The sequence below is a fragment of the Psychrosphaera sp. genome (assembly GCF_982872775.1).
In genome coordinates, this window is sequence record NZ_CEYNSH010000001.1 from 71473 (window position 1) to 96633 (window position 25161).

Genomic DNA, 25161 nt, shown 5'->3' on the forward strand with positions numbered 1-25161 from the left:
CTGACCTGACCTGACCTGACCTGACCTGAACTGAGTCAGATTTAAATTGCATCTAGTCTTTAATAGGTAAAACAATACTCGTCAGAAGCTCTTTCTCTGGCACCGCTTGTGGGGCGTTTCGATAGATTTCATAATCAGCCAAGTCTTTGGCGCTTTTTAGCTTGGCAAATTGTTGATAGTTTTTGGCGGTTGCCCAGCCGTTGCCTAAATGATTGTAGCTACCTGTATGGTCTACTTCTAAGCCTTTGTGGGCTGGAACTTCACCAAAGACCATATTGGTTGGCACATCAAAGCTAGGTTTTTCGTGATACGCAAAGGCACCTGTTAACTCACATTTACCCGACACGAAATCAAATTTGTGGCTGATAGTGATCATCAAATCAGGGATAGGTAAGCGTTCGTCTACTAATTGCTGGAACACTGGACCCATAGTTTCTTTGATATTGGTGATATCACACTGGTGACGAAAACCCACATAGTGAAAACCTTTATGCTCTTTGATTCCGTTGATCGTGACTTTAGACAGAACTTCCTTTGTTTCGATGAATTCTTTTAACATCAATAAGCCACGGGCATAATCCGAACCTATCATGCCAACCATCATCTTCTTCATGAAGAACAAGAAGAAAGGCAGGGAGCTTTGCATGTCCCACGTTACTTTAGTTTCGGTTTCACTTATCGCTTCAAAGACAAATTGCGTTTTAGATTCGCTTTTCCACGGCTCAAAGAAAACCAAGTCGTAATCGATGCGTTTGTTTTCTTCGATTGCCGCTATCGTGATTTGTCCTGAACCAATGCGGTCGCCTTTCCACGATTGTGTATGGCCTACCGTATTTGGAGTACCTTCAACGGTGACTGGACAGTCTGGTTCTTGAATAATCCAAGGAGACCAGGTATTCCAGTGATTGAAGTCACCAACGTTCTGCATTACTTCCGCTAAAGGCCGGTTTATCACTATGTCTCTCGACAATGAAAATCCGATAGAAAACATACACACTCCACTTTTAACTTTTATTATCAGAGCGCGGTCTAGTGACAAGGGCAAGTCTACTGGTGATTATCAAACACAATCACTTTGGTACTCGCTTGTGGCATTAAACGCGCCGTTGTAATGATACTTAACTACTTTTTCTTTGCTTTGGCAAATGCATCTGCAAAGGCGTTACCCATTGCTGCATTTCCTAAACCTGAGTTTTTGTTGCCCTGGTTGTTTTTACCAGAGTTACCACGTTGGCCTTTAGAATTAGCCGCACGTTTGGCATCTGTATTTGCTTTAGGTTTGGCTTGTTCGTCCAAACGCATAGTAAGGCTAATACGCTTACGAGGTGCATCCACGTCCAAGACCTTCACTTTAACGATGTCACCCGCTTTGACGACCTCAGACGGGTCAGATACGAACTTGTCCGTCAGTGATGAAATGTGAACTAAGCCATCTTGATGAACACCAACATCTACAAAGGCACCAAAGTTAGTTACATTGGTGACGACACCTTCTAGTAACATGTTTGGCTGAAGGTCAGAGATCTTTTCAACGCCTTCTTTAAAAGTGGCAGTCTTAAACTCAGGACGAGGATCGCGGCCTGGCTTTTCAAGCTCTTGGATAATGTCTTTGACGGTTGGTAAACCAAAGCTTTCGTCAGTAAAGTCATTCGCCGTTAGCGTCGATAAAAACGCATGGTTGTTGATGATGTCAGTGACTTCTCGCTGGTGGGTTTCAATGATTTTGGTTACCACAGGGTAGGCTTCAGGGTGAACACTGGATGCATCAAGCGGGTTATCACCATTGGCAATTTTTAAGAAACCAGCACATTGTTCAAAGGCTTTAGGCCCTAATCTTTCGACTTTCTTTAATTCTTTGCGGTTCTTGAAGCTACCGTTACTATCGCGGTATTTAACGATGTTATTCGCTAGCGTTTTGTTTAAACCAGATACGCGAGTTAAAAGCGGTACAGAGGCGGTATTTAAATCTACGCCAACCGCGTTTACACAGTCCTCAACGACCGCATCTAAGCTCTTTGACAACAAGCTTTGGCTTACGTCGTGTTGATACTGGCCTACACCAATTGATTTTGGTTCGATTTTTACTAGTTCAGCAAGCGGATCTTGTAATCGGCGGGCAATAGAAACAGCACCTCGAATAGACACGTCCAAATCTGGGAATTCGTTTGATGCAAATTCACTGGCAGAATAAACCGATGCACCGGCTTCGCTGACCATAATTTTAGTTAGGCCAAGTTCTGGTGCTTTTTTAAGTACTTCTGCCGCCAGCTTATCCGTTTCACGAGAAGCCGTTCCGTTACCGATTGCAACCAATTCTGCTTTGTGAGTACGAGCCAAGTGTTCGATAGTACGAATCGATTTATCCCAATGGTTTTGTGGCTCATGTGGATAAATAGTGGCTGTATCTAATAATTTACCGGTTTTATCCACAACTGCAATCTTACAGCCTGTTCTAAAACCTGGGTCAATACCGATAGTCGTTTTGGCACCAGCCGGAGCAGCCATTAATAAGTCACTTAGATTATTAGCAAAAACACGAATAGCTTCTAGTTCGGCTGCTTCGCGGATTTCGGTTAGCACTTCATTTTCAATCGACAATGAAATCTTAATTTTCCAAGTCCACTGCACAACAGTTTTGAGCCATTTATCGGCGGCTTTTTGATTGAAGTTGAGGTTGAAGTGCTCAGCAATAATGTGCTCACAATGAGACTCGCGCACCGGCGCTTCTTGTTCAGGGTCTGCGTTTAATGTCAGCTGTAACACACCTTCATTGCGACCTCTTAACATTGCTAGTAAGCGGTGTGATGGCACTTTCGTCGCAGGCTCTGAATGTTCAAAATAGTCTTGGAACTTAGCGCCTTCTTTTTCTTTACCAGCAACAACCTTTGATTCTAGGTGGGCGTTGCGTTTTACGTAACGACGGATTTTATTCAATAAATCGGCATTTTCGGCAAAGCGCTCCATCAAAATATATTTAGCGCCATCTAATGCTGCTTTCTCATCACTGACATCATTATTGATAAAGGCTTTTGCTTCGTCTTCTGGATTTAATGTTGGGTCGTTAAATAGCTTGTCGGCCAGTGGTTCTAAGCCGTGCTCTTTAGCTATTTCACCTTTGGTGCGACGTTTAGGCTTGAATGGCAAATACAAATCTTCAAGGCGTGTTTTGTTGTCAGCACTCAAGATAGCTTTTTCTAGTTCAGCCGTTAGTTTGTCCTGTTCTTTTATGGACTTTAAGATAACGCCACGGCGGTCTTCTAATTCACGTAAATAACCCAAACGCGACTCTAAAGTACGAAGCTGTGCATCATCTAAGCCGCCCGTTTTTTCTTTACGATAACGTGCAATAAATGGCACGGTCGCACCTTCATCTAGAAGCGCAACGGCTGAGGCCACTTGATTATCTTTTACATTAAGCTCTACAGAAATTTGTTGAATGATGTGTTGTTGAGGTACTGACATAATTTTTTCCAAAAAGCGTGGGGCGTTACTGAGGTTTAGTTGGATATTCTATTGCGTTGACAAACCACAGTTTTTTACCCGTTGGTGTCGCAACTTCAAATTCGTCGTCGACTTGTTTTTTTAAGATGGCTCGAGCCATAGGAGAATCAATTGAAATGACTTGTTTTTCGCCGTAAATTTCATCCGGCCCTACAATTTGAAATTGTAGTGTTTCTTCTTGTTCGTTTTCTATTTCGACCTTCGCCCCAAAAAAGACTTTGCCTTCTTGCTCTGGCGCATAATCAACGACTTTGATTTCTTCTAAGCGTTTTCGAAGATAACGAATACGTCGGTCGATTTGTCGTAGCAGACGTTTGTTTTCTTTGTAATCTGCATTTTCAGATCGGTCGCCTAAACTGGCCGCCCAAGTCACTTTTTTGGTTACTTCTGGGCGAGTTTCACGCCATAATGTATCTAGCTCCGCTTGGAGCTTGAGGTATCCACTTCTTGTGATTAGGTTTGTTTTCATTGCATCTAAAGTTAGGGCCGTTAGAGGGTCATTGTAGCAACTTTTTTTTGAAAAGCGCTAGCAAATCACAGGTTAACGGTCGAAATATGAACGAGTTGACAAACTTTGTAACAACCTAGCGTTAGGTGTGCTTTGGCAATCGTGTATTTTTACTTTATATTCAGTAATGTTGTGACGTTTAAAGGTAAATTTGATGGAACAAGAAACTACAAAAATATTGGTTGTCGATGATGACATGCGCTTGCGCAGTTTGTTAGAGCGCTATCTGTTAGAACAAGGTTATATTGTTCGCAGTGCCGCCAACGCTGAACAGATGGATAGGTTACTCGAGCGTGAGAACTTCCACCTTCTGGTTTTGGACCTGATGTTACCTGGTGAAGATGGCTTGTCTATCTGCCGACGCTTACGTCAAACAGAAAACGAAATCCCTATTGTCATGCTTACAGCAAAAGGCGATGAAGTCGATCGAATTATCGGTTTGGAATTAGGTGCAGATGATTACCTACCTAAGCCTTTTAACCCTCGTGAATTATTGGCTCGAATTAAAGCAATCTTACGTCGCAAATCTAAAGAAGTGCCAGGTGCACCAGCAACGGAAGAAGAAGAGGTTACTTTTGGCGATTTCACACTTAACTTAGCAACCCGAGAGATGCGAAGTGGCGAAGAAGTGATGCCGCTTACTAGCGGTGAGTTTGCTGTTCTTAAAGCACTTATTTCTCATGCACGAGAGCCGCTTTCTCGAGACAAGCTGATGAACATGGCGCGCGGTCGAGACTACTCAGCGCTTGAAAGAAGTATTGATGTTCAAGTATCGCGTTTAAGAAAAATGATTGAAGATGACCACACCAAGCCTCGCTATATCCAAACGGTCTGGGGTGTAGGTTATGTATTTATTCCAGACGGCAAGGGTTAGGGTAGTTTGACGAAGGGCCGTTTATGAAAATCTTGCCAAGAAGTGCATTTGGTCAAACGGTCTTTTTGATCGGTTTTATTTTGTTGCTCAACCAAATTGTGTCTTATTACAGTGTGGTTTCCTACATTATAGAGCCGAGCTACCAACAAATTAACAACTTGCTCGCCAAGCAAGTAAAAGTCTTGTTTATCGCAGACGAGCGAGAATTCAAAATCAGTGCAGATTTGTCTAAACGTTATTTAGACGCAACAGATATCAGCATACTGGATCAACAACAAGCCGAACTCCAAGGTCTTAACGAGGCCGAATATTACCCTTACTTTTCGTCTCAAATGTCCAAGCAACTTGGTGGCAAAGCCGAAGTCCGCCTATCACAAGGTGACGTTTTTTACTTCTGGGTAAGGCCACCCCAAGCGCCACATATTTGGATAAAAGTTCCGTTAGATGGTTTTAAAAAGAAAGACTTATCACCCTTGTTGATTTACCTTATCGCTATCGGTGTTGTCAGTGTCACAGGCGGTTGGTTTTTTGCCCGTCAATTGAACCGACCACTTAAGTCATTGCAAAACGCAGCGGAAGATGTGGGTAAAGGTGAATTCCCAGATAAATTAAAAGAAGTCGGTTCGGAAGAAATAGTCGCGGTAACAAGAGCCTTTAACCACATGTCGTCGGGTATTCAGCAACTCGAAAAAGACCGTAACTTTATCATGGCAGGTGTGTCCCACGATTTACGAACGCCTTTGACTCGAATTCGATTAGCAACAGAAATGATGTCAGAAACTGAAGCGTTTTTGCGAGAAGGGATTGTTAACGACATTGAGGATATGAATGCCATCATCGACCAGTTCATGGAATACATTCGCCATCACAAAATGGAAGAGCTGGAACGGATGGATCTCAATGGTTTGATTCAGGATGTCGCGGAGTCGGAGCAGGTTAATCGAGAGCGTAATTTTGAGTTAGAGCTCGATATTAGCCTACCTCAGATCATGATTCGTCCGGTGGCAATTAAACGCGTTATTTCAAATCTGCTCGAAAATGCGCTACGTTATTCAGATGGGGATATTTTAATCACGTCGTATACGTCACCAGAACATCAAGCGGTAAGTTTTGAGGTGTCGGATTCGGGACCGGGCATTCCCGAAAAGGATATGTATCGATTGTTTGAACCTTTTACTCAGGGAGACGCGGCGCGTGGAGTAGAAGGAAGCGGCTTAGGATTGGCAATTATTAAAAAAATTGTAGATATGCATGGTGGTGATGTGACACTGTTTAATCGCGAAGAAGGCGGTTTGACAGCAAGGGTGACATTACCTATTGCAGGTGTCTAACTAACTAGGAGAATCATATGTCTCAACAAGGATCAGCTGGAAACGTCATTGCAGCACTATGCAATGTGTTCTTTCCGGGCTTAGGCTTTTTAGTACAAGGTCGTATTTTGGCGGCATTGTTTACTGCTATTGTGGTTATTGGCGGTTATGCGTTGTGGTTTGTTATTTTTGTACCAGCTATTATTGCAGCGGTTGTGCATCTTTGGGCAATATTTTCAGCGGCGACCTACAAAAGTGAAACCACTATTGTTATTCGAGATGAATAAACAAAAGGAGAGCCAAGCTCTCCTTTTTTGTAGATATAATTTATTAGCCCCTTGTCGTCTTAATTAAGGGTTATGAACCTAATCCCGACGACACAAATGAGGCGTGAAGAGACTTATTCTGGTTTAACGAATAAGTCGACAATGTTACTCAATTCGGTTTTGCCGTTTTTGATTTCGTCGGCGGACAGGCCAGAAAGCTCGTGCGGAAATACCAACCACTCTTCGCTTTCATTAACAAAATAGTCAGGAACAATATCGACTTTTGAGTTTGTCGGTTTGTACCAAGGTGTCGCAATACGAATATCTTTAGGCGTATTTAATCGCGATAACGCTTTTATTTGTTTGATGAGGGCTTCGATGCTACGTCCAGTATCAAAAACGTCGTCGACGATGAGTAAGCTGTCATCGGCATTGGCGTTTTCGATGAGATAGTGCAAGCCGTGAACTTTGATTTCTTTAGATTGTTTACCAATACCGTAGTACGAAGACGTTCTCACTGCGATGTGATCAGTTTCGACCTTTTTGAAGTCAAAAAACTCCTGAACCGCAATACCGATAGGCGCACCACCGCGCCAAATGCCAACAATAAAGTTTGGTCTAAAACCATCTTCAAATACTTTGTGTGCTAAGCGGAACGAGTCCTCTAGCAACTCTTGAGACGTAATGTATTTCTTATCTGTCATTATTTAGACCTATTATTTTTATTATAAAAAGATGCAGTATAGATGAATATCAACGAATCGACATGTGCTCTCTAGTGACTAGTGTTACCTTTCGCTCACCATCTGATTTGGTTTCTTGTGCTGAAATTTGGTCAGATTCATTGTCTGTTTCATCGCTAGCAAGCGTGAGCTCTTCTTCTTCTTCCTCTTCAGACATGGCGGTTTGTTGAGACTCAATTAATAACTCATCTACACGGACAGCGACTTGGTCCACTAAAATAGGCGCAACATCTAGATAGAATCGCGCAGAGTAGTCAGAAGGGCTGATTGGCAGCTCAGCGGCTAATTCGTGTAATGCGACAGCAACCTCGAGCTTGTGCTCTGTTGGAGCCTCTTTTATTTTGGCAATACTATCTACTAAAGAGCTGTATAGTTCTTCAAAGTGACGTACATTAATATCATTGATTGGCTGATACACGAAGTAGTTATTAATTAGCATCATGATGCCCTGCTTGTGTGGGGCAGCGATGAGCTTTTCTGTTATTAGACCTTGTAATAAAGTACGAAATGCCTTTTGTTTTTCACGAACTGAAGTGCCCAATGCTTGTTGTTTTTTTTCTTTTTCTTTTAGCTCTTTGTATCGACTGTATACGATTGCCAATATCACGATAAAAATAATGGCAAATACAATACCTAAGAACCATAACGCTATCGTTGTCACTTTTTACCTCCTGGACAAAGTGCAGTGACCGAAGACTAACTCGGTCAATTCTGAAGCTATTTTTTAGTAGCTTTTCTTATAATTTGATTTTGCTTCTTTGGCTTGGTCAGCAATTTCTTTTGGCATATAGTTTTCGTCGTGTTTTGCTAATACCTCACTTGCTTCAACAACAAACCCGTCTTGCAACGTACCGTTCGCGACGATGCCTTGTTCCTCTCTAAATAAGTCAGGCAAGATGACGTTGTACTTAACCGTCACTTTAATATCGTCTTCTGAAAAAACAAGAGGCGTGCGCATATCGACCAAATCAAACTGAACTCGAAGGCTATCTGGATCACGAATAACTGAACCCGGTACAACAATTCCGCCAATCCGAAGTCTTTGTCCTTCGGTTGGTTTGATACCAGTTTCTTGTTTACCGTAATGAATTTCAGTTGGTTTGTAGAACAGGTCAATGTTTTGGCTTAATGCGTATAAAACCAGTCCAGCAATTAAGCCAATCCCTGTTAATACTGCCAATATAATAGATAAGCGCTTTTTACGACGAGGGTTCATAGTTTATCTCTTAAAATACCGTTATTAATTCTGTACGCTAGATTGTTTTTGTTGAGCCGCAGCATTTAACTCTGCAGCCTGTTTAAGCTTTTGGTCTCTTGTCATCTTCTTGGCAATCGCTCGCTTTACGGCATTGTATTGATAACGGCTGTGAGCAATGAGGCAACCAATTAGAAAAGCGCCTGAGCCAAACGATAGCCATACATAAAAGCCATAGCCGCCCATGTCCAAAAATTGTGAAAAACTATCAAACTGCATAATCATCACACCTCTTTCTCTTGTTTAGAAGCTGAGCCTTCTAAAACCAATTTCTTGACCCATGGACGAGTGGTATTACGCAATAATAATTCAGAATTGAAACGTAAACACGCCAGTGCAGCAATCAAAAAGGCGAAGCCCAAAAAGCAAACGACAAATGGCCAAAACATGTCTGGACTCATTGAAGGTTTGCCTAATTTACTGACCGTTGCCCCTTGGTGAAGCGTATTCCACCACTCAACAGAATACTTAATGATAGGCAAATTGATGACGCCAACCATTGCTAAGATACCTGCGGCTTTACCACCCATTTGTTTGTCTTCAAAGGCGTTGTTAAGTGCGATGACGCCTAAGTACAAAAATAATAAAACTAACTCTGATGTCAGACGAGCATCCCACACCCACCAAGTTCCCCACATTGGCTTACCCCAAGCCGCACCGGTAATTAGTGCAATGGCAGTATAAACGGCACCGATGGGAGCTAGGGCTGCGACGGCGGCATCTGACAATTTGAGCTGCCAAACCATGCCGCAAAATGCCGCAATGGCCATGCCCAAATAAATACCCATAGATAACGTTGCTGCAGGGACGTGAATGTAAAATATTCTAAAGCTCTCGCCTTGTTGATAATCAGGCGGTGCAAACAACAACGCCCAGGTTAGTCCGACCAATAAAAAGGTCGCACTGATACCACCAAACCAAGGAATAAGTCGTTGGCTTAAGTTAAATGTTGTTTCTGGGTTAGCGTATGGATGAAGCCATTTCCACATTAATTCGTACTCACTTTTAATGCTGAATAAATTGCAAATGGAGCTAAGGTAATCGAGCCCACTAATAAAGCCCCTATGATAGCAATTTGTCCGCTATAGGGTAAATTCATTGTTGCCGAGTCGATAGCGCTGGTAGCAAAAATTAATACCGGAATATACAAAGGTAAGATCAATAAACTGAGCAAAACGCCACCTTTTTGCAGTCCAACGGTCAGTGCCGCACCTATTGCACCGATGAAGCTAAGAACCGGAGTACCAATGAGTAATGTGACGACCACCGCGACTAGACTATCACCAGATAAATTTAACATCGCACCTAATAATGGCGAAACCAACATGAGTGGCAAGCCTGTGAGAAGCCAATGTGCGCACACTTTTGCCAAAACCCAAATAAAACCAGGGCAGGGTGATAACATCAACTGTTCAAGCGCGCCATCGGCAAAGTCTGATTTAAATAATCGGTCTAACGAGAGCAAAGTCGCTAGCAAGGCGGCAACCCAAATAATCCCTGGTGCGATTTTTAATAGGGTGTTGGGTTCGGGACCAATTCCCAGCGGAAATAAAGTGAGGATGATAATGAAAAATAAAATGGGATTAAGCACGTCATCTCTATGACGCAATGCAATTCGTAAGTCACGCCCCAAAATGAGCTTAAATGCGGACCAGTAGGAAAATGATGGATGACTCATAGTTAAAACCGATAATCGAGTTTGAGTGACTTTACTCGCGCAGGGTCAATGGATAACGCTTGGTGAGTCGTTAAAATAACGCAACCACCTTGGTCGGCGTGGGCAAGTATTTTTTCTTCTAAGGCCGCAACACCCTTTACATCTATTGCAGTAAAAGGTTCATCCAAAATCCAAATATCAGCAGAGCTGTTCCAAAGCTGTGCTAATGCAATTCGGCGGTGTTGACCAGCACTCAGTTGTGCCGCAAGAGAGTCTTCAAAAGCTAACAATCCGACCGACGCTAGCATCGACTCGGCTTGCGCTATGGATTGTTGATGTAACGCGAGGTTAAACTCTAAATTTTCTTGAGCGGTTAGTTCGGCTTTTACGCCCGCTTTGTGGCCTAAATATAACAGGCCTTGATGGTAGCTTTCGGGGTCTTCATCTATAGACACGCCGTTGTACCGAACCTCGCCTTCACTTGGCTTTGCAAGTCCAGCCAAAATTCTTAATAGGCTTGTTTTACCTGCGCCATTTGGGCCTTCAACTTGAATAATATCGCCACGTCTAAATGATACGTTGAGGTGTTCGAACAAGACTCGATCTTGTTTAATACACGACAGGTTTATGCCGTCTAGTAATGTCTCAGAACTAACTTTTTCCACGCGCGTCATTCAAAGTTGTTAAAATCAATGAATATTGTCCCACGCTTGTCGAAAATTGCCAGTCTTTAGTTAAAAAAGTGGTAGCTGACTTGTCGTAATAAAGCCCCAAATTTCTTGTTCATAAGCAAGAAAAGAAGGAATACATAGTGAGAAAAATGCGAAACATGACAGATGAGCCTGTCACAGAATTCAGCTGGCGCAGTCTGACGTCATTAGTACCTTATTTGTTGGAACATAAGATACGCGTGATCATGGCATTGAGCTGTTTGGTGCTTGCAAAAGTAGCCAGTGTCGGCATGCCTTTTGTCTTGAAAAATGTCGTAGACACGTTAGATGCTCAAAGCGACTTAGCGGTCAGTTTGGCGGCCGTTCCCGTTGCTCTCGTTATTGCTTATGGGGTGATTCGTTTATTGAATGTCTTACTTGGGGAAATACGTGATACTTTATTTGGGCGAGTCACAGAGCGGGCTATGCGCAGAGTCGGTCTCAACGTGTTTAAGCACATTCACCAACTCGAATTGGACTTTCACTTAAATCGCCAGACAGGTGGGCTCAGTCGAGATATGGAAAGAGGCGTCAGCGGCATTAGTTTCTTGATGCGGTTTATGGTCTTTAATATCGTGCCTATCTTGTTGGAAATTATCTTTGTTGTCGCAATTTTCTTTTATAACTACGGTTTGTCATTTGCTGCTATCACTCTTACCGCCATCGTTATTTACATAGCGTTTACTGCATATGCGACTGAGTGGCGGACGCGATTTATTCGGGCTGCTAATGCAGCGGACAACAGTAGTAACACCCGTGCGATTGACAGCCTAATGAACTACGAAACGGTTAAATATTTTAATAATGAGGAATACGAAGCCAAGCGCTATGATGAAGACTTGGCTGATTGGGAAAAGGCCAGAAGAAGTAATCGGCTCACTTTGTTTGCGCTTAACAGCGGTCAAGCCTTTATTGTTGCGACGGCGATGACCAGTATGTTGATGATGGCAGCACAGGGCGTTGTTGATAAAAGTATGACGCTAGGTGACTTTGTTTTGATCAATGCCTTTATGATGCAGCTGTTTATGCCACTTAACTTTTTGGGGTTTGTCTATCGAGAAATTAAAGGCTCGCTGGCAAACATAGAAAAAATGTTCGAGTTATTGCAAAGAGCGCCCAAAATCACCGATAAACCAAATGCCAAAGCTCTCACTGTTAAGCAAGCCGGTATCGAATTTGATGATGTCAGTTTTGGTTATTCACAAGACAGACAAGTACTTCACAACGTTAGCTTTGTCATTGAGCCGGGTCAAAAAGTGGCGGTCGTGGGATCGAGCGGTTCGGGTAAATCGACGCTCGTAAAATTGTTATTTCGCTTTTATGACGCTCAATCAGGACAAATCCGAATTGACGGTCAAAATATTTCAGAGTTAACCCAAGCAAGTCTTCGAGAGCACATTGGAATAGTGCCGCAAGACACTGTCTTGTTTAATGACTCCCTGTTTGAAAATGTTCGTTACGGCAATCCATCCGCAACCGATGACCAAGTTTGGCAGGCCATTGAGCACGCTCATTTAGGGCGTTTTGTAAAAAGTCTACCAGAAGGCGAAAACACGAAAGTGGGGGAGCGTGGTCTTAAACTTTCCGGTGGTGAAAAACAACGAGTAGCGATAGCCCGAACTCTTTTAAAGGGTCCACCTATTTTGGTGTTTGATGAAGCGACTTCGTCGCTGGACTCTGGTTCTGAGCAAGCTATTTTGCGCACATTAAAAGAAATTGCATTAGGACATACGTCTTTAGTTATCGCTCACCGTTTGTCTACTATTGTCGATGCCGACCAAATAGTCGTGCTCGAGCAAGGAAAAGTGGTCGAGGTAGGGACGCATCAAGTATTATTATCAAAACAAGGTCGCTATGCACAATTATGGCGAATGCAAAATGAACAAACACAGTCTTAGTGCTGTGATGACCTCAAAAGAAAAGGCAATAAGATGATTGATTATCCGATTTTTATCAGTTTGTGGGTAATAGTGTTTTTATTTATGTACTTAAATCGTTCAGCCGACGTGAACGGCCCAGACCATATATTTAAAGACGATGGTCACACTGTTTACTTCAAAGACGTACCTATTCGTCGAATTTTTAATTTACCTGGTAAGCCAATTGAGAAAAGTGACGTAAGTAAAATAATTTATTCTCCAGGACGTTTGCAATTAATAACGACTCAACACGGAGTGATTGATGTGTGGGTGCCTAAAAAAGTATTCGACGCGGTATTAGAGCGCTGTTTTGAGTTGTTTCCAAATGCAGAAAAGGTGGAAGCTCAATAACTGAGCTTCTGTGTAAACCACTAAGCCTAGTCGTTAGGCTTAGCTGCTAATTTAAGCGACATTCTCACTGGATTCTGTGCTTTTTCGACGCTTCTTAAAAAAGCGGATCATAAAGGCCGGGTATAAAAAGTAACCTTTGTATCGACAAATTCGCTTGAGTAACAAATATAAAGTCATCGCAGCTAAGTAAAGTACATAAACGCCACCAAGCCCCGAAAAAAAGCTTAGCTGAAACAAGTCATCCATTCGAAACATCAGCAGTAAAATGATCACAACCGTCCACACTTGATGCAGTCCGATACCAGGATACGAATGAAATTCGAAGTACTTTAACTGGTTGTAATATAAGTTACCGTTTTTGTCTGCAACGTACTCTTTGTGACGGCTACTGCGATATTTGGTTTGCATAGTGATTAACGCTACTTTTGTAATAAAAATGATAAGGGTAAGTGGAGTCGACTTGCCCAAGAGACTTCATCATGGCTGTGGCCAGGGAAAAACTCACTTTGCCAATACACCTCATTATACTGTTGTTGCAAAATTGCATCTATGCGTTTTTGTAGCGGTGGATATAGTGCGTCTAAAGTTTGGTCGCCAAGATCAAAATATAGCTTGTGATTCTGTAATCGCGACAAGTTTTCTTTGAAGTAGGCTTCAAACCCAGCTGGAATTGGATTGTTCACATCATACATGCCTGGCCAATGCGTCGACAAACAAGCGGCGCCGGCAAATAAATCTGGGCGTTCCATCAAAGCATACCAAGATATCAGACCGCCCATACTTGAGCCGGCCAAATAACGGTGTGCTTGGCCTTTGTTGACCGAAAAGTTCATCTCGATGAAAGGGATTAACTCGTCGGCTAAGAATTGGATATAAGCATCGGCAAAGAAAAAATCCCCAATAGGCGCAATGCTTTTCGACTGGGCAACAAGTTTGCTTTTGACTTCGACTTTATCGAGCCAAGGTAAATTATCGTAGACCTTTTGTGGAAAATATTCAGGATAACGAGTTTCACCAGAATTCCATATGCCAACAACAATAAATGGCTTGATGGATTCTTTACTCATGAGTTTTGTTGCGACTTCATCGACGTTCCACTCTTGATTATTCCAAGTATTGGAAGCGTCAAACAGCATCTGGCCATCGTGCATATACAAAACGTCATACTTGGTTTGGTCAGAGTAGCCCTCTGGTAACCAGATATCTATGTTGCGGGTTGGGACGTGTTTGGAATAAAAGTCAGAGATACGTTGGACACTGCCAGAGCTTGGTTCTGGTAAGTTACGCGCGGTGGCTTGGCTGATAAAGCACACACTTAAAAATACAGCGAACATCACGTTATACAGCTTCATTAAGGACTCCATGTTCTAGTTTTTAGCTAACTAAGTGAAAACTGTTTATTGTCTCGTTGACGATACAATATCGGAATCAACTTCTCCATGTGTTGATATGTCTCTAGATTATGCAAAACCCAGACATCAAGCAAGTCTTCTGGCATGACCTTTTTAAAAAGGTAAAAGTTACTAATATCGCCCAAAACAGGAATATCTAAACCTAAGGTTCCACTAAAATCTATTTGTGTGCCATTCGGCGTTGGATAAAAAACATAGCTCAACTCACCGACTTTATATCCTGAGTGTATAACGTCAAAGTCCATGCCCTGCTCGCCAAAAGAACGAACTCGCATTCTCATTCGCCAGTTCTGTTCGGATATTTGCTCTTGGACTTCAAAGACAGTACCGGCGTGCAGTTGATCTGATTGAGCATCGGGAGAATCTATGATTAAAAGCTTATTGTGCTCATGAGGGTGACTCAACTGAAACCATTGAATCTTTTTTTCATCGATATAGGCAAAGTGATTAGCTTGATTTTGAATAAACCAATGCAATGCTCGTGGTGTCACACCTTCAAGATTAATCGAGTAGTTGAGCCGATATTGACCAGACTCGAGTCTTTCGATATTCGGGGTGTGTAGGATAGCGTCAGGCTGGGATGACGGAATTTGCCAAGGTGTCGATTCGACTGGCAGGTGCTCAAACGCAGCGTGCGGTTTGAGCCAAAGACCTGCCAATAAAATGACAATTAAATAAGCCGACGATTTTAGTAGGAACTGAGCTATAAGCATTATTAATTATTATTGTTTGCTTAAGCTTGGTTTCCTACCAGAATAACTTAAGACCTTGCCATTGAGACTCAAAGCCTTCCATTGGACTTCGAGTAAACCCTGAGCGAACAAATTGGTTCATTTTTCCCTCAGTGTAAGCTAGCAATAAATTTGCCAACGCAGCATCTTCAATTGGAAAACTTTTCCCTTCTCGCAACTTTCTTTCTCTAAGAACTTGCTTGAATTGAGTCTCTAACTTTTCAAACAACAATGCAACACGTTCGCGCAAACGGTCGTGTTCACCAAGAAGTGCATCACCTGTAAGGATAGCGGTAATACCGCGATTCATTTCGGCAAAACTCAAAATCAACTTCATGATGTTGTAAACGCGACCTTCAGTGGTTTTGTCTTTGTCCAAAATCACATTGATACGAGTCAGTAGCGTTTGCTCGATAAATTCGATAAGCCCTTCATACATTCTCGCTTTGCTCGGGAAGTGACGGTACAGAGCCGCTTCTGATACACCTACTTTTTCCGCTAACTTGGCGGTTGTAATTCTCTGTCCCGCATGACTCTCTAACATTTCAGCAAGACATTGCAGAATTTGCTCTTTACGATTACCTTTTTTTGCAGCAGGCATACTTCCCCTCGGCGTTATTGTTATTTTTAAGCGTTTGTAAATTGATCATGAATGACAGCCAAAAGCTCAAATGAAAGCTGTTGTTTAGAACTCAATGGTAAGTCCTTACTTCCACTTTTCCAATAGACTTTTAGTGCATTGTTGTCAGAATTGAACCCCTGACCTGATACGGATACGTCATTAGCGCAGATCATATCCAAATTCTTTTTGTTGAGCTTACCCATCGCATATTTTTCGACATCTTGGGTTTCAGCGGCAAATCCGACAACAAATGGGCGTTGTTGAGACAGGGCGGCTACATCCGCGACGATATCTGGGTTTTTGACCATGGTAACGGTCATTTCATCATTATTTTTTTTGATTTTTTGATCAGCAATATTGCTAGGACGATAATCGGCAACCGCTGCGCAAGCGACAAAAACATCCGATTGTGTTGCTAACTCTAATGATGCGTCATGCATTTCAATCGCACTAGAAACATCAAATCGCAATACGTTTTTAGGGGTAGGCAAAGACACGGGGCCAGCTATTAAATTAACCTTTGCGCCGAGTGCGGCAGCTGCCTCAGCAATAGCAAAACCCATTTTACCGCTTGAGTGATTTGAAATATAACGAACAGGATCAATAGACTCACGGGTTGGACCTGCTGTAATCGTCAGTGTTTTGCCTGCCCAAGACTTTTCTTGAGCATGATTCATTTGTAAGGTGCGTTGAACTAACTCCGCTGGTTCTAACATTCGCCCTGCGCCCACATCACCACAGGCTTGTTCGCCATGAGCGGGCCCCCAAACATGAACGCCGCGAGCAGCTAGTGACTGCAAATTCGCCTGAGTTGCCGGGTGCGCATACATTTGTTGATTCATTGCTGGACAAACGACAACCGGAGCAGGCGTCGCAAGTAATAAGGTGGTAGCTAAATTGTTGGCTAAACCGGCATTCATTGATGCGAGCATATCAGCAGAGGCTGGTGCGACAATAACTAAATCTGCCCACTTGGCAAATTCGATATGGCCCATTGCGGCTTCAGCATTTGGGTCTAATAGATCTTCGGCGACGGGTTCGCCACTGACCGCTTGAAGGGTAAGCGGTGTAATGAAGGCTTTACCACCTTTGGTCAAAACGACTTTTACCTCTGCACCTTGCTCTTTTATACGACGAATATATTCAGGCATTTTGTAAGCAGCAATTCCACCACTTACGATCAGCAAAATACGTTTAAGGTTTAGTTTTGACATAATTAGGACACTTTTAATTTATCGTCAGATAAATGAAGACTATATTTTAGCTTTCGTTTCTAAAGTCGTACTTTATCGGTTTTAAACTGATTTCACCATAAAAAAGTGAATTCCAACTCAAGGATTTAACATGTCGATAGCTAAATGGCACGAATCAGAAAGGCCCAGAGAAAAGCTTTTATTAAAAGGTGCAGATAGTTTATCGGACGCCGAATTAATCGCGATTTTTTTACGTACAGGTATAAAAGGTATCAACGCGGTGGCGTTGGCCCAGCAATTAATCACTCATTTTGGCTCTTTACAATCTTTGTTTTCGGCTGATTTGGAACAATTGCAGCAAGTCAAAGGAATGGGCCAGGCCAAGTACGTGCAATTTCAGGCAACACTCGAGTTATCTAAGCGTTATTTTAGTGAGCAGATGCACCGGGAGACGACGCTGGACTCACCTAATGCAGTAAAAACCTACTTGCACCGTCTATTGCGAGATGAGGCGTATGAGCAATTCGTATTGGTTCATTTAGACAATCAGCATCGGGTAATAAAAAGTGAAACCCTTTTTAAGGGAACAATTGATAGCGCTGCTGTTTATCCTCGTGTCGTTGTTGACTCGGTGATTAAGAACCGAGCGGCTGCGGTGATATTTGCTCACAATCATCCAAGTGGTGTGAGTGAACCTAGTCGTTCAGACATTGTGTTAACAGAGAGGTTAAAAGACGCGTTAGCGTTAATTGATGTCAGAACCTTAGATCATTTTATAGTAGGAAGGACTGACGTGGTCAGCTTTGCTGAACGAGGGCTTATATAACCCTCATTTAGCGCTTTTATTTTTCGATTTGGAATTGTTGAATGTCGTAGGAAACGCTCTTTCTTCGCTGTTTTAAAGCCCAGCGATATTTAAGGTTGCGAAGAAATGTCGAGTGGTTGCTGTGCGCTCCGCGATTTTGTTTAGCAATATCACTGTTTTCATCAACGCCTAGTTGAGGGCAGACTTCAATAGCATTTGGCGTTAGTCCGCAAATCGTAATATCAAAATCTCGATAAAACTGAAAATCAACATCAACCGGGCGATAAAAACGGTCGCGGCTCAACATTTTTTTGGCCGCTTCTAAGCTAATAAAATAGCCCATTGTACGATTCGGAACTCGGTTATAGCTGATTAAGTTAACTTGCTCTGATAATTCTTTACTAGCGGCTGGTGTAACATCTTCATCGTCTGCAATTTTAATTACATCCCAGCCCGACGATTGCTGTGCAATATCAATACACTCTTGTAGGTGCTGTTTAATTACAATGTCATCTTCCAGAATCAACGACTTTTCAATGCCTTGCTCTACCATCATGGTAAATACTTTGCGATGGCTTAGATAACAACCAATCTCACCAACCGTTAGATTTCGATGATGAAGTTGTTTATTTAAGATAGGGTCATAACAGGCGTTGATTTCAGCCTCTGTTAGCTCGCGTCCCACCACTGCATCGATGCGAGTATATGGAATCGCTAATTCTTCGAGCTGTTCGCGTACCCGTTGCATCCGAGTTTTACTATCTTTCATATTGATAATATAAACTGGGATTGTGTTTTTATTCATTCTTTCCTCTTCACCATCTAACGCTAAGTTACGCCATCAAACTTAAATATTGTTGGGTCACTTTAGGTAAATCCACTTTATCAATTATCGGTGCGTCTGTAACATCGATTTTGTTATTTAAGGCTTTCACAATTGCATTTGCCAGTGCGTCCGGGTCATTTACAGGGACTAAATAGTCGGCCATCGGGCCGGTCATTATTTCACTCGGGCCAAAGTCACAGTCGGTACTGACAATAGGTGTACCACATATTAGTGACTCGATTAACACCATCCCTAATCCTTCAAATTCAGAGCTGAACACCATTAGTGACGCTTGCTTCATCCAATTGTATGGATTGTGTTGAAAGGCGGGAGTGATAATGCGGTCTTCGACGCCATATTGGCGTGCAAGTTTCCTAACCTTTTTGATATTTTTGCATAATAACACAAGCTTTATATTTGGTACTTGTTTGATCGCTTTAAACAAAACATCGTGCCGCTTTTGTCTGACCACACGGCCAATGTGCAATAAGTATGGTTCGCTTGGGATGGCTGGATTGCTCTCGTCGGCCATCTTTTTGATGTCATTGAGATCACATGGATTATAGATTGTCGTGACGCTTTTAGGATTAAGCCACGTAAGTTGCTTAGCCTCTTCGGCAACACCTTGAGAAACAGCAATGAGATTTTTGCCTTTTAAGACTTTCTTTTCGCGTTTTGTGCGCCAATACCGAAATGGATTGAGTTTGGCAGCGCGTTTGAGTTCTTGTTTTATAGAATTGTGAATAACGTAATAGGTATTGCTAAAATTACAGTGATGCAAAACCTGATTTGTACTGTCCAAGTTAGCTAAATGTAAATCAAAGCGACCCAAACGACGTTCATTTTCCTCTACCAATGCCGTCATCGCTCTGGCTGTATTATTTATGTGAAGCACGCTGGTGGCTTTGGTTCTTTTATAGGGTTGGTCAACGACGTGAACGTGAGTGTCCTCTGGCAACGCGTAATCAATAACTTCTTCGAGCAAGAAAAAATGAACGTCATGACCTTCTTTTTGCATTTGTAGTGAGAGACTTAACATCACACGCTCTGCACCACCGCCACTTAAACTGTCAATGTAAATCGCTATTCTTTTCGAAGTCATGTTGCTGTTTAGGACTCTTTTTGTATTGCCACAGGACCGTTAATTGTCACTAAAATTGCTATTAATTACCATTTCTTTGTTCATTATTAGTGTCTTTTACTGAAATTAGTCAGCAAAATAGTAATTATGTTAGTATCAAAAAAATAACCGCTTTCACTTTTTCATAGCAACCAGAAAGATTTATGACCGTAATATTTGATGTTTTGCACCTTTATTATTTACCGCAGTATTTACCCGTGGCGGCTCAGCTCGGTAATAAGGGTATTCAAGTTTCATTTCTTTTTTATGAACAAGCGGACAAATCATTAAATTCGGTTGCAGAAAAAGTGATCGAGCAATTACAAATAGATGCATCTTGGGTGAAAGGCTGGGACGAAGCTAAACAAATCTATCAAACTCGAAAAGCAAATTGGATCGTGTTTGGTAATGCGGTGAGCGACCTTGAAGTGATTCATCAATATAGTAAAACAGCCTTGATGCAACACGGTATTGGTCCGAAAAGCTGTTACTACGACGTTTCTAAAAACCCAACTACCGTTAGATTTATTGAAGGCCAACATAGGCTAAAACGTCTGAATAAGCTTTATCCCAATGGAAATTTTGTTGATACGGGATACGCTAAATTAGACCCAATCGTCAATCGTGAGCCTCAGTCACTAACTATAGAAAAGTTGGGTTTAGACCCTACGAAAAAAACTTTATTGTATGCCCCGACCTTTTACCCAAGCTCATTAGAAAAATTTGCCAAATCATTTCCAAATGATTTTGCCGACTTTAATATCTTGGTAAAGCCTCATTTTTTCTCACAAACAAAAGAAAAATATCGTAAACAACGAGCTATTTTAAACCGCTGGAAAAAATCCAAAAACGTATACGTTGCCAGTATTGAAGACGTTAGCTTAGTACCTTTTATGGCAATGGCCGATGTCATGCTCTCGGATGCTTCCTCGGCTATTTTTGAATTTGCGGCATTGGGCAAGCCGACGATTTGGTGTGACTTTTATCAGTTGCGTTGGAGTTATCGCGGGGTGTTTCGTTTTCGATTTAAAAAGCGTTTGGACTCAGATATTGGTTTTTTTGAAAAGGTCGCTCTTAGAACAAAGAGTTACTCTGCTTTAAGTGAAGCTGTGGACTACGCCGCGTCCGAGGACTTTTCTCATAGCCACGAATACGAAGCGTTAATTGAAGAGTTAGCAGGCAAGGTCGATGGTCAATGCTCAGTTCGCATTGCCGATTACTTGGTAAAAAACTGCCAATAATTGAGACTTCGTCTCATCTTTAAAGTACGCAGCAAATTCAGTGGTAAAGGCTTAGACTTTTTTCCTTCCTTTAAAGTACGTTCAGTAGCATCTAAAACTCGACTTGCAGACTTACCATCTGTGTAGGGGTGAGTCTTTGCGTTCTGTTTACTAATTTCTGCTTTTAATTCTTCAGTAGGTGAAAGCGCGGTTTGAATGGCTTGTTCTAACTCAGTTTCCGACTCAATATTGATTAGGCTTGGTTCTGGCGCCAAGTTTTTGAACGTCACAACGGGTTTATTTAACAACATAAACTCAGTAATGATTGAAGACGTATCTGAAATCATCACATCCGCTCGTTGTAGTACTGGTGCTAAATCACCGGATTCAATTAACTGAAAATGATCATTTTGTAATGACCTGAATTTTTCCACCCACTCTGGTGCCATTTTAGGATGAAACTTCACAAGCCAATGCCACTCTTTTTCTCGAAGATCTTTTATTTGATCATATAAAGATTCAACGCTTGTTAGCGATGGAGAAAAGGTTGGGGCATATAAAATACAAGGGCGACCTTTTGTTTCAACCTGAAGCGGGGCACTGCTAAACAGATTATCTAGTTTGGGCCATCCGGTCTCAACTACATCGAAGTTTCCATGTTTTTTACTTAATTCTTCAAAGCGCTGGGTGAAGATCGATCCTTGCGTGCAATAAAGATCAAAGCAGTCTCTTATTCTAAAGTGACCTTTCTTTTTTCGTTCTAAGCCATGAAAAACCTGTACTTTGAGTCCAGGCACAAAGTTAGGGGCAATGTTGCCGGGCGCAAAACAGGCATCGGGTGCAAACCGAATCGCTTCTCTAACATCTGTCGTAAATACTTCATTTTCTGCAAACCGAGTTGTGTCGACGGTATTGCGATAGACAAACCACAAAATCTGAGCGCCTCTTGCAATTGCTTCTTGCTGAATTGGTCTCAGTATCTCAAAAGAGTAGTTTTGGCTGATTAAAAATAGATATTTCATTGGCTTGTCGCGTAGCAGGTTTGCTGTCGTATGGTCTTACGTTAACACAAATGTAACAAATTACCCGCATCGACGTCATCCGCTTATTGCGTTGTATTTCATTGAGTTTAAATGAACAAAAAATAACTTGGACTTTTTATGCAGTTTCTTTTGTACTAAAGGCCAAAAAAAAGTAAAATACGCGCCACTAAATTAGTCGACCTGACGTTTTGTCTTTCAGTTTTTGATTATCAATAGACCAATTGAGAGTTTTTCGTGTTCAAAACACGAATTATGTTGATCTTTTGTGCCAAATTCTGTATAAATTGCGCCCTTTCAAATGCCCGGGCAAATAATTAGCCGTAAGGGTTAATTAGATTGGCGTCAGAATTTAAGTTTTGGAGTAAATTGACATGTCAAAAGTGTGCCAAGTAACTGGCAAGCGTCCAACAGTTGGTAACAACCGTTCACACGCTCGCAATGCTACACGACGTCGTTTCTTGCCTAACCTACAAACTCACCGTTTTTGGGTTGAAAGCGAGAAGCGTTTCGTTAAATTACGTTTATCTACTAAAGGTATGCGTATCATCGATAAAAAAGGTATTGATACAGTGCTTGCAGATATGCGTGCAGCTGGTCAAAAAATCTAAGGAACTAAATCATGCGTGATAAAATTCGTTTAGTTTCAACGGCTGGTACTGGTTATTTTTATACAACTGAAAAAAATAAAAAGAACATGCCTGAAAAGATGGAAATCAAAAAATTTGATCCAAAGATCCGTAAGCACGTGATCTTCAAAGAAGCTAAAATTAAGTAAGCTTTATTGATTCTATTGAAACTTTTGCAAAAGTTATAAAAACCCAGCCTTGTGCTGGGTTTTTTGTTTTTAAATTTCGTCATTTACCTTTTCATAATATTTAATGAAGTTGGTATAACTTGTTAATCATGGGTATTATTTGAGACAAGGTATTAGCAAAGCTTAAACATTAACATGAGAAATCACTATGGCTATTAAACTGTCCCAAAAAGGTTGGAACAACGTTCTGATCTTTTCATGTATGTTTATGATTCTGTTATTTAACTATACAAACAACATGCTCATGACCAACGATGAGGATCAAGTTGCCAAGCCGCTTGTTGCTCAAGAGCAGTTAATCCAAGCCATTGACTTTAATGGCATCGAAATTCAGCGACTAGGCGCAAATTGGCGAGTCCTTTCTAAATTCCCTACTGTTCAAGTAGAGCAACCTGAACAATTAATCGCTGAGTGGAAACAGCGCCCACTACAAACCTTATCTAATTCTCCAATGTTGATGGACACAGTTAAATCTATGCCCGTGGTGGTGTGGATTGCGGGACAAGAAGAAGGCGCGGTTTACGAGTTTTTCATCGATGATTCAGAGAAAAGTGTTTATATCAAAGATCATCAAAACGACACTTGGTTTGTGCACGATTACGCACAACTACACGTATTGATACCGCATCAGCTTTTGTAAATGTTGTCTTTTCAGGGTCTAAGACAGAAGAGACTACTACTGAGATCCATATAAAAGTTAGTACAGAGCCCAAAATATAGAATTCAAAAGAGTTTAAAAATGCCAGAGTTACCTGAAGTTGAAGTAAGCCGATTAGGCATCTCACCTCATATTGAAAACCAAGTCATAACCAAAATTGTGGTACGCAACCCTAATTTGCGCTGGCCAGTACCAGAAGATGTGGATAAAGCTGTAGGGCTCGAAGTTCAACGCGTTGAGCGTCGTGCTAAGTATTTGTTATTACATACTGAAGCAGGAGCCATCATTTTACATTTGGGCATGTCGGGTAAGTTACGAGTTATAGATAAACAAGTTCCCGTAATTAAACACGACCATATTGATATCGAATTCTCGAATGGTCTGATCCTTCGGTTTAATGACGCTAGGCGCTTTGGTGCATGTTTGTGGCAAGCAAAAGGTGAAGAGCACGAATTACTAGGACACTTGGGACCAGAGCCGCTGACTGAGGCATTTCATGACGAGCATTTATATGAAGCTTCGCGCAATAAGCAAGTCGCAGTTAAAAACTTCATAATGGACAATCACGTGGTGGTTGGTGTTGGTAATATTTATGCTAACGAAAGTCTATTTAAAGCCGGTATTCACCCTAAAAGAGCGGCTGGCAAAGTATCAAAGCAGCGATATGTTGCATTAACAAAATACATAAAAGAAACCTTAGCTCACGCTATTAAACAAGGTGGCACGACGCTCAAAGATTTTACTCAAAGCGACGGTAATCCGGGCTATTTTGCTCAGGAGCTGTTGGTGTATGGTCAAGGTGGTAAACCTTGTGTGAAGTGTAATAGTATTCTACAAGAAGCAAAAATAGGGCAACGTACGACGGTTTACTGTAAACAATGTCAAACTTAGTCGCGTTACTAACATTAATAAATCATCCGGCTCATAATTTCTTATTTAAAGGCAGAAAACACTCATGATGGAATTTCTTGAAAAGCTGAACAACACTTTTTACGGCGGCAAGACGAAACCTCTTTCTTGGCGTAAATCTCAGCTCTTAGCATTACAACGTATGTTATTGGAAAATGAAAACGCCATCTATGACGCCTTAAAAACGGATCTAAACAAGTGTCAATTTGAGTCTTATGTTGCCGAATATCACTACGTACTCAAAGACATCAAATTATTTATCAAAAACTTAAAGAAGTGGAGTGCGCCTCGCAAAGTTTCTACGCCATTATTAGCTCAACCGGGTTCGAGTAAATTAGTACCAGAGCCTTACGGCACCGTGTTGATAATGGGAGCGTGGAATTATCCACTGCAATTGGTTTTAAGCCCTATGGTCGCCGCAATAGGTGCGGGCAACTGTGTAGTGCTTAAACCATCTGAACTTGCGATGGCGACATCTAATTTATTGGCAACTTTAATTCCTAAATACATGGATAATGACGCGTTTGCAGTTTATGAAGGTGGTGTCGAAGAAACTACTGCTCTGTTAAAACAACGCTTTGACTACATCATGTACACAGGGAGTGAGAATGTAGGCAAAATAATCATGAAGGCTGCTGCAGAACATTTAACGCCAGTAACCTTAGAGCTTGGTGGTAAAAGCCCGTGTATCGTGGATGATAAAGTTGATATAAA

30 protein-coding genes are annotated in these 25161 nt (G+C 41.7%); 12 read left to right on the forward strand and 18 right to left on the reverse strand.

Annotated features, from left to right (window positions below):
- Nucleotides 1-52 precede the first annotated feature (52 nt).
- The 3 genes from AC4E96_RS00325 to greB form a co-directional block, all read right to left on the reverse strand.
- Entirely contained in the window at nt 53-991 is a 939-nt protein-coding gene (locus AC4E96_RS00325; RefSeq protein WP_490254555.1) for a GyrI-like domain-containing protein, read from the reverse strand.
- A gap of 131 nt (nt 992-1122) precedes the next feature.
- Entirely contained in the window at nt 1123-3462 is a 2340-nt protein-coding gene (locus AC4E96_RS00330) for a Tex family protein (RefSeq protein WP_488032038.1), read from the reverse strand.
- 25 nt (nt 3463-3487) lie between these two features.
- The gene (greB, locus tag AC4E96_RS00335; RefSeq protein WP_488032037.1) at nt 3488-3970 is read right to left on the reverse strand and encodes a transcription elongation factor GreB; all 483 of its coding nucleotides are present in this window, start codon (nt 3968-3970) and stop codon (nt 3488-3490) included.
- 193 nt (nt 3971-4163) lie between these two features.
- Between greB and ompR the strand changes: the two genes are divergently transcribed.
- The 3 genes from ompR to AC4E96_RS00350 are packed head-to-tail and all read left to right on the forward strand — an operon-like array spanning nt 4164 to nt 6480.
- On the forward strand, nt 4164-4883 hold the full coding sequence (ompR, locus tag AC4E96_RS00340; RefSeq protein ID WP_488032036.1) for an osmolarity response regulator transcription factor OmpR: 720 nt from the start codon (nt 4164-4166) through the stop codon (nt 4881-4883).
- A 23-nt stretch (nt 4884-4906) separates the two neighbouring features.
- The gene (envZ, locus tag AC4E96_RS00345) at nt 4907-6214 is read left to right on the forward strand and encodes a two-component system sensor histidine kinase EnvZ (RefSeq protein WP_490254556.1); all 1308 of its coding nucleotides are present in this window, start codon (nt 4907-4909) and stop codon (nt 6212-6214) included.
- A gap of 17 nt (nt 6215-6231) precedes the next feature.
- Nucleotides 6232-6480: a hypothetical protein gene (locus AC4E96_RS00350; RefSeq protein ID WP_488032034.1), complete on the forward strand. Its 249-nt coding sequence runs from the start codon at nt 6232-6234 to the stop codon at nt 6478-6480.
- 113 nt (nt 6481-6593) lie between these two features.
- Here the strand turns inward: AC4E96_RS00350 and AC4E96_RS00355 are convergent, their stop codons facing one another.
- The 7 genes from AC4E96_RS00355 to ccmA form a co-directional block, all read right to left on the reverse strand.
- Nucleotides 6594-7163 carry a phosphoribosyltransferase gene (locus AC4E96_RS00355; protein ID WP_490254557.1) on the reverse strand — a complete coding sequence of 190 codons (570 nt, stop codon included), beginning with the start codon at nt 7161-7163 and terminating at the stop codon, nt 6594-6596.
- Nucleotides 7164-7212: 49 nt separating this feature from the next.
- Complete coding sequence (locus tag AC4E96_RS00360; RefSeq protein ID WP_490254558.1) at nt 7213-7863, reverse strand: hypothetical protein; 651 nt, start codon at nt 7861-7863, stop codon at nt 7213-7215.
- A gap of 63 nt (nt 7864-7926) precedes the next feature.
- Nucleotides 7927-8418 carry a cytochrome c maturation protein CcmE gene (gene ccmE, locus AC4E96_RS00365; RefSeq protein WP_490254559.1) on the reverse strand — a complete coding sequence of 164 codons (492 nt, stop codon included), beginning with the start codon at nt 8416-8418 and terminating at the stop codon, nt 7927-7929.
- A gap of 24 nt (nt 8419-8442) precedes the next feature.
- Nucleotides 8443-8676, reverse strand: coding sequence for a heme exporter protein CcmD (gene ccmD, locus AC4E96_RS00370; RefSeq protein WP_488032103.1), 234 nt, complete (start codon nt 8674-8676; stop codon nt 8443-8445).
- A gap of 5 nt (nt 8677-8681) precedes the next feature.
- Nucleotides 8682-9446 (reverse strand): heme ABC transporter permease, encoded by a 765-nt coding sequence (locus AC4E96_RS00375; protein WP_488032030.1) that lies wholly within the window; start codon nt 9444-9446, stop codon nt 8682-8684.
- Nucleotides 9446-10135 carry a heme exporter protein CcmB gene (ccmB, locus tag AC4E96_RS00380; RefSeq protein ID WP_488032029.1) on the reverse strand — a complete coding sequence of 230 codons (690 nt, stop codon included), beginning with the start codon at nt 10133-10135 and terminating at the stop codon, nt 9446-9448. Before ccmB ends, AC4E96_RS00375 begins: the two co-directional genes overlap by 1 nt.
- A 2-nt stretch (nt 10136-10137) precedes the next feature.
- Complete coding sequence (gene ccmA / locus AC4E96_RS00385) at nt 10138-10788, reverse strand: cytochrome c biogenesis heme-transporting ATPase CcmA (protein ID WP_490254560.1); 651 nt, start codon at nt 10786-10788, stop codon at nt 10138-10140.
- 146 nt (nt 10789-10934) lie between these two features.
- Between ccmA and AC4E96_RS00390 the strand changes: the two genes are divergently transcribed.
- Both AC4E96_RS00390 and AC4E96_RS00395 read left to right on the forward strand, forming a co-directional pair.
- Nucleotides 10935-12722, forward strand: coding sequence for an ABCB family ABC transporter ATP-binding protein/permease (locus AC4E96_RS00390; protein ID WP_490254599.1), 1788 nt, complete (start codon nt 10935-10937; stop codon nt 12720-12722).
- Nucleotides 12723-12755: 33 nt separating this feature from the next.
- The gene (locus AC4E96_RS00395) at nt 12756-13094 is read left to right on the forward strand and encodes a hypothetical protein (protein WP_488032027.1); all 339 of its coding nucleotides are present in this window, start codon (nt 12756-12758) and stop codon (nt 13092-13094) included.
- A gap of 51 nt (nt 13095-13145) precedes the next feature.
- Here the strand turns inward: AC4E96_RS00395 and AC4E96_RS00400 are convergent, their stop codons facing one another.
- From AC4E96_RS00400 to coaBC, 5 genes are read right to left on the reverse strand one after another with little or no spacing between them, the layout of a single operon-like run.
- On the reverse strand, nt 13146-13502 hold the full coding sequence (locus AC4E96_RS00400) for a hypothetical protein (RefSeq protein WP_488032026.1): 357 nt from the start codon (nt 13500-13502) through the stop codon (nt 13146-13148).
- An 11-nt stretch (nt 13503-13513) separates the two neighbouring features.
- The gene (locus tag AC4E96_RS00405; protein ID WP_490254561.1) at nt 13514-14446 is read right to left on the reverse strand and encodes an alpha/beta hydrolase; all 933 of its coding nucleotides are present in this window, start codon (nt 14444-14446) and stop codon (nt 13514-13516) included.
- 26 nt (nt 14447-14472) lie between these two features.
- Complete coding sequence (locus tag AC4E96_RS00410; protein WP_488032024.1) at nt 14473-15219, reverse strand: hypothetical protein; 747 nt, start codon at nt 15217-15219, stop codon at nt 14473-14475.
- Nucleotides 15220-15253: 34 nt separating this feature from the next.
- Nucleotides 15254-15838 carry a nucleoid occlusion factor SlmA gene (gene slmA, locus AC4E96_RS00415; protein WP_488032023.1) on the reverse strand — a complete coding sequence of 195 codons (585 nt, stop codon included), beginning with the start codon at nt 15836-15838 and terminating at the stop codon, nt 15254-15256.
- Nucleotides 15839-15864: 26 nt separating this feature from the next.
- Nucleotides 15865-17073, reverse strand: a complete 1209-nt coding sequence (gene coaBC, locus AC4E96_RS00420; RefSeq protein WP_488032022.1) for a bifunctional phosphopantothenoylcysteine decarboxylase/phosphopantothenate--cysteine ligase CoaBC — start codon at nt 17071-17073, stop codon at nt 15865-15867.
- Between the two features lie 130 nt (nt 17074-17203).
- Between coaBC and radC the strand changes: the two genes are divergently transcribed.
- A complete protein-coding gene (radC, locus tag AC4E96_RS00425) occupies nt 17204-17878 on the forward strand; it encodes a RadC family protein (protein WP_490254562.1) in 675 nt (224 codons plus the stop codon).
- 16 nt (nt 17879-17894) lie between these two features.
- Here the strand turns inward: radC and AC4E96_RS00430 are convergent, their stop codons facing one another.
- Together AC4E96_RS00430 and AC4E96_RS00435 are read right to left on the reverse strand one after the other, a co-directional pair.
- Complete coding sequence (locus tag AC4E96_RS00430; RefSeq protein ID WP_490254563.1) at nt 17895-18662, reverse strand: glycosyltransferase family 25 protein; 768 nt, start codon at nt 18660-18662, stop codon at nt 17895-17897.
- Nucleotides 18663-18690: 28 nt separating this feature from the next.
- On the reverse strand, nt 18691-19785 hold the full coding sequence (locus AC4E96_RS00435; RefSeq protein WP_490254564.1) for a glycosyltransferase: 1095 nt from the start codon (nt 19783-19785) through the stop codon (nt 18691-18693).
- A gap of 182 nt (nt 19786-19967) precedes the next feature.
- On the opposite strand from AC4E96_RS00435, the gene AC4E96_RS00440 reads away from it, so the two are divergent.
- Complete coding sequence (locus AC4E96_RS00440) at nt 19968-21044, forward strand: CDP-glycerol glycerophosphotransferase family protein (RefSeq protein ID WP_490254565.1); 1077 nt, start codon at nt 19968-19970, stop codon at nt 21042-21044.
- Here the strand turns inward: AC4E96_RS00440 and AC4E96_RS00445 are convergent.
- Nucleotides 21020-22045, reverse strand: a complete 1026-nt coding sequence (locus AC4E96_RS00445; RefSeq protein ID WP_490254566.1) for a CDP-glycerol glycerophosphotransferase family protein — start codon at nt 22043-22045, stop codon at nt 21020-21022. The genes AC4E96_RS00440 and AC4E96_RS00445 overlap by 25 nt on opposite strands.
- A 392-nt stretch (nt 22046-22437) precedes the next feature.
- Between AC4E96_RS00445 and rpmB the strand changes: the two genes are divergently transcribed.
- From rpmB to AC4E96_RS00470, 5 genes are all read left to right on the forward strand, one after another.
- Nucleotides 22438-22674 carry a 50S ribosomal protein L28 gene (gene rpmB / locus AC4E96_RS00450; protein WP_488032016.1) on the forward strand — a complete coding sequence of 79 codons (237 nt, stop codon included), beginning with the start codon at nt 22438-22440 and terminating at the stop codon, nt 22672-22674.
- An 11-nt stretch (nt 22675-22685) separates the two neighbouring features.
- The gene (gene rpmG / locus AC4E96_RS00455) at nt 22686-22841 is read left to right on the forward strand and encodes a 50S ribosomal protein L33 (protein ID WP_208830114.1); all 156 of its coding nucleotides are present in this window, start codon (nt 22686-22688) and stop codon (nt 22839-22841) included.
- A gap of 187 nt (nt 22842-23028) precedes the next feature.
- Entirely contained in the window at nt 23029-23520 is a 492-nt protein-coding gene (locus AC4E96_RS00460; RefSeq protein WP_490254567.1) for a hypothetical protein, read from the forward strand.
- Nucleotides 23521-23619: 99 nt separating this feature from the next.
- Nucleotides 23620-24429 carry a bifunctional DNA-formamidopyrimidine glycosylase/DNA-(apurinic or apyrimidinic site) lyase gene (mutM, locus tag AC4E96_RS00465; protein ID WP_488032014.1) on the forward strand — a complete coding sequence of 270 codons (810 nt, stop codon included), beginning with the start codon at nt 23620-23622 and terminating at the stop codon, nt 24427-24429.
- Nucleotides 24430-24493: 64 nt separating this feature from the next.
- A partial coding sequence (locus AC4E96_RS00470) for an aldehyde dehydrogenase family protein (protein ID WP_490254568.1) occupies nt 24494-25161 on the forward strand: 668 nt, incomplete at its 3' end.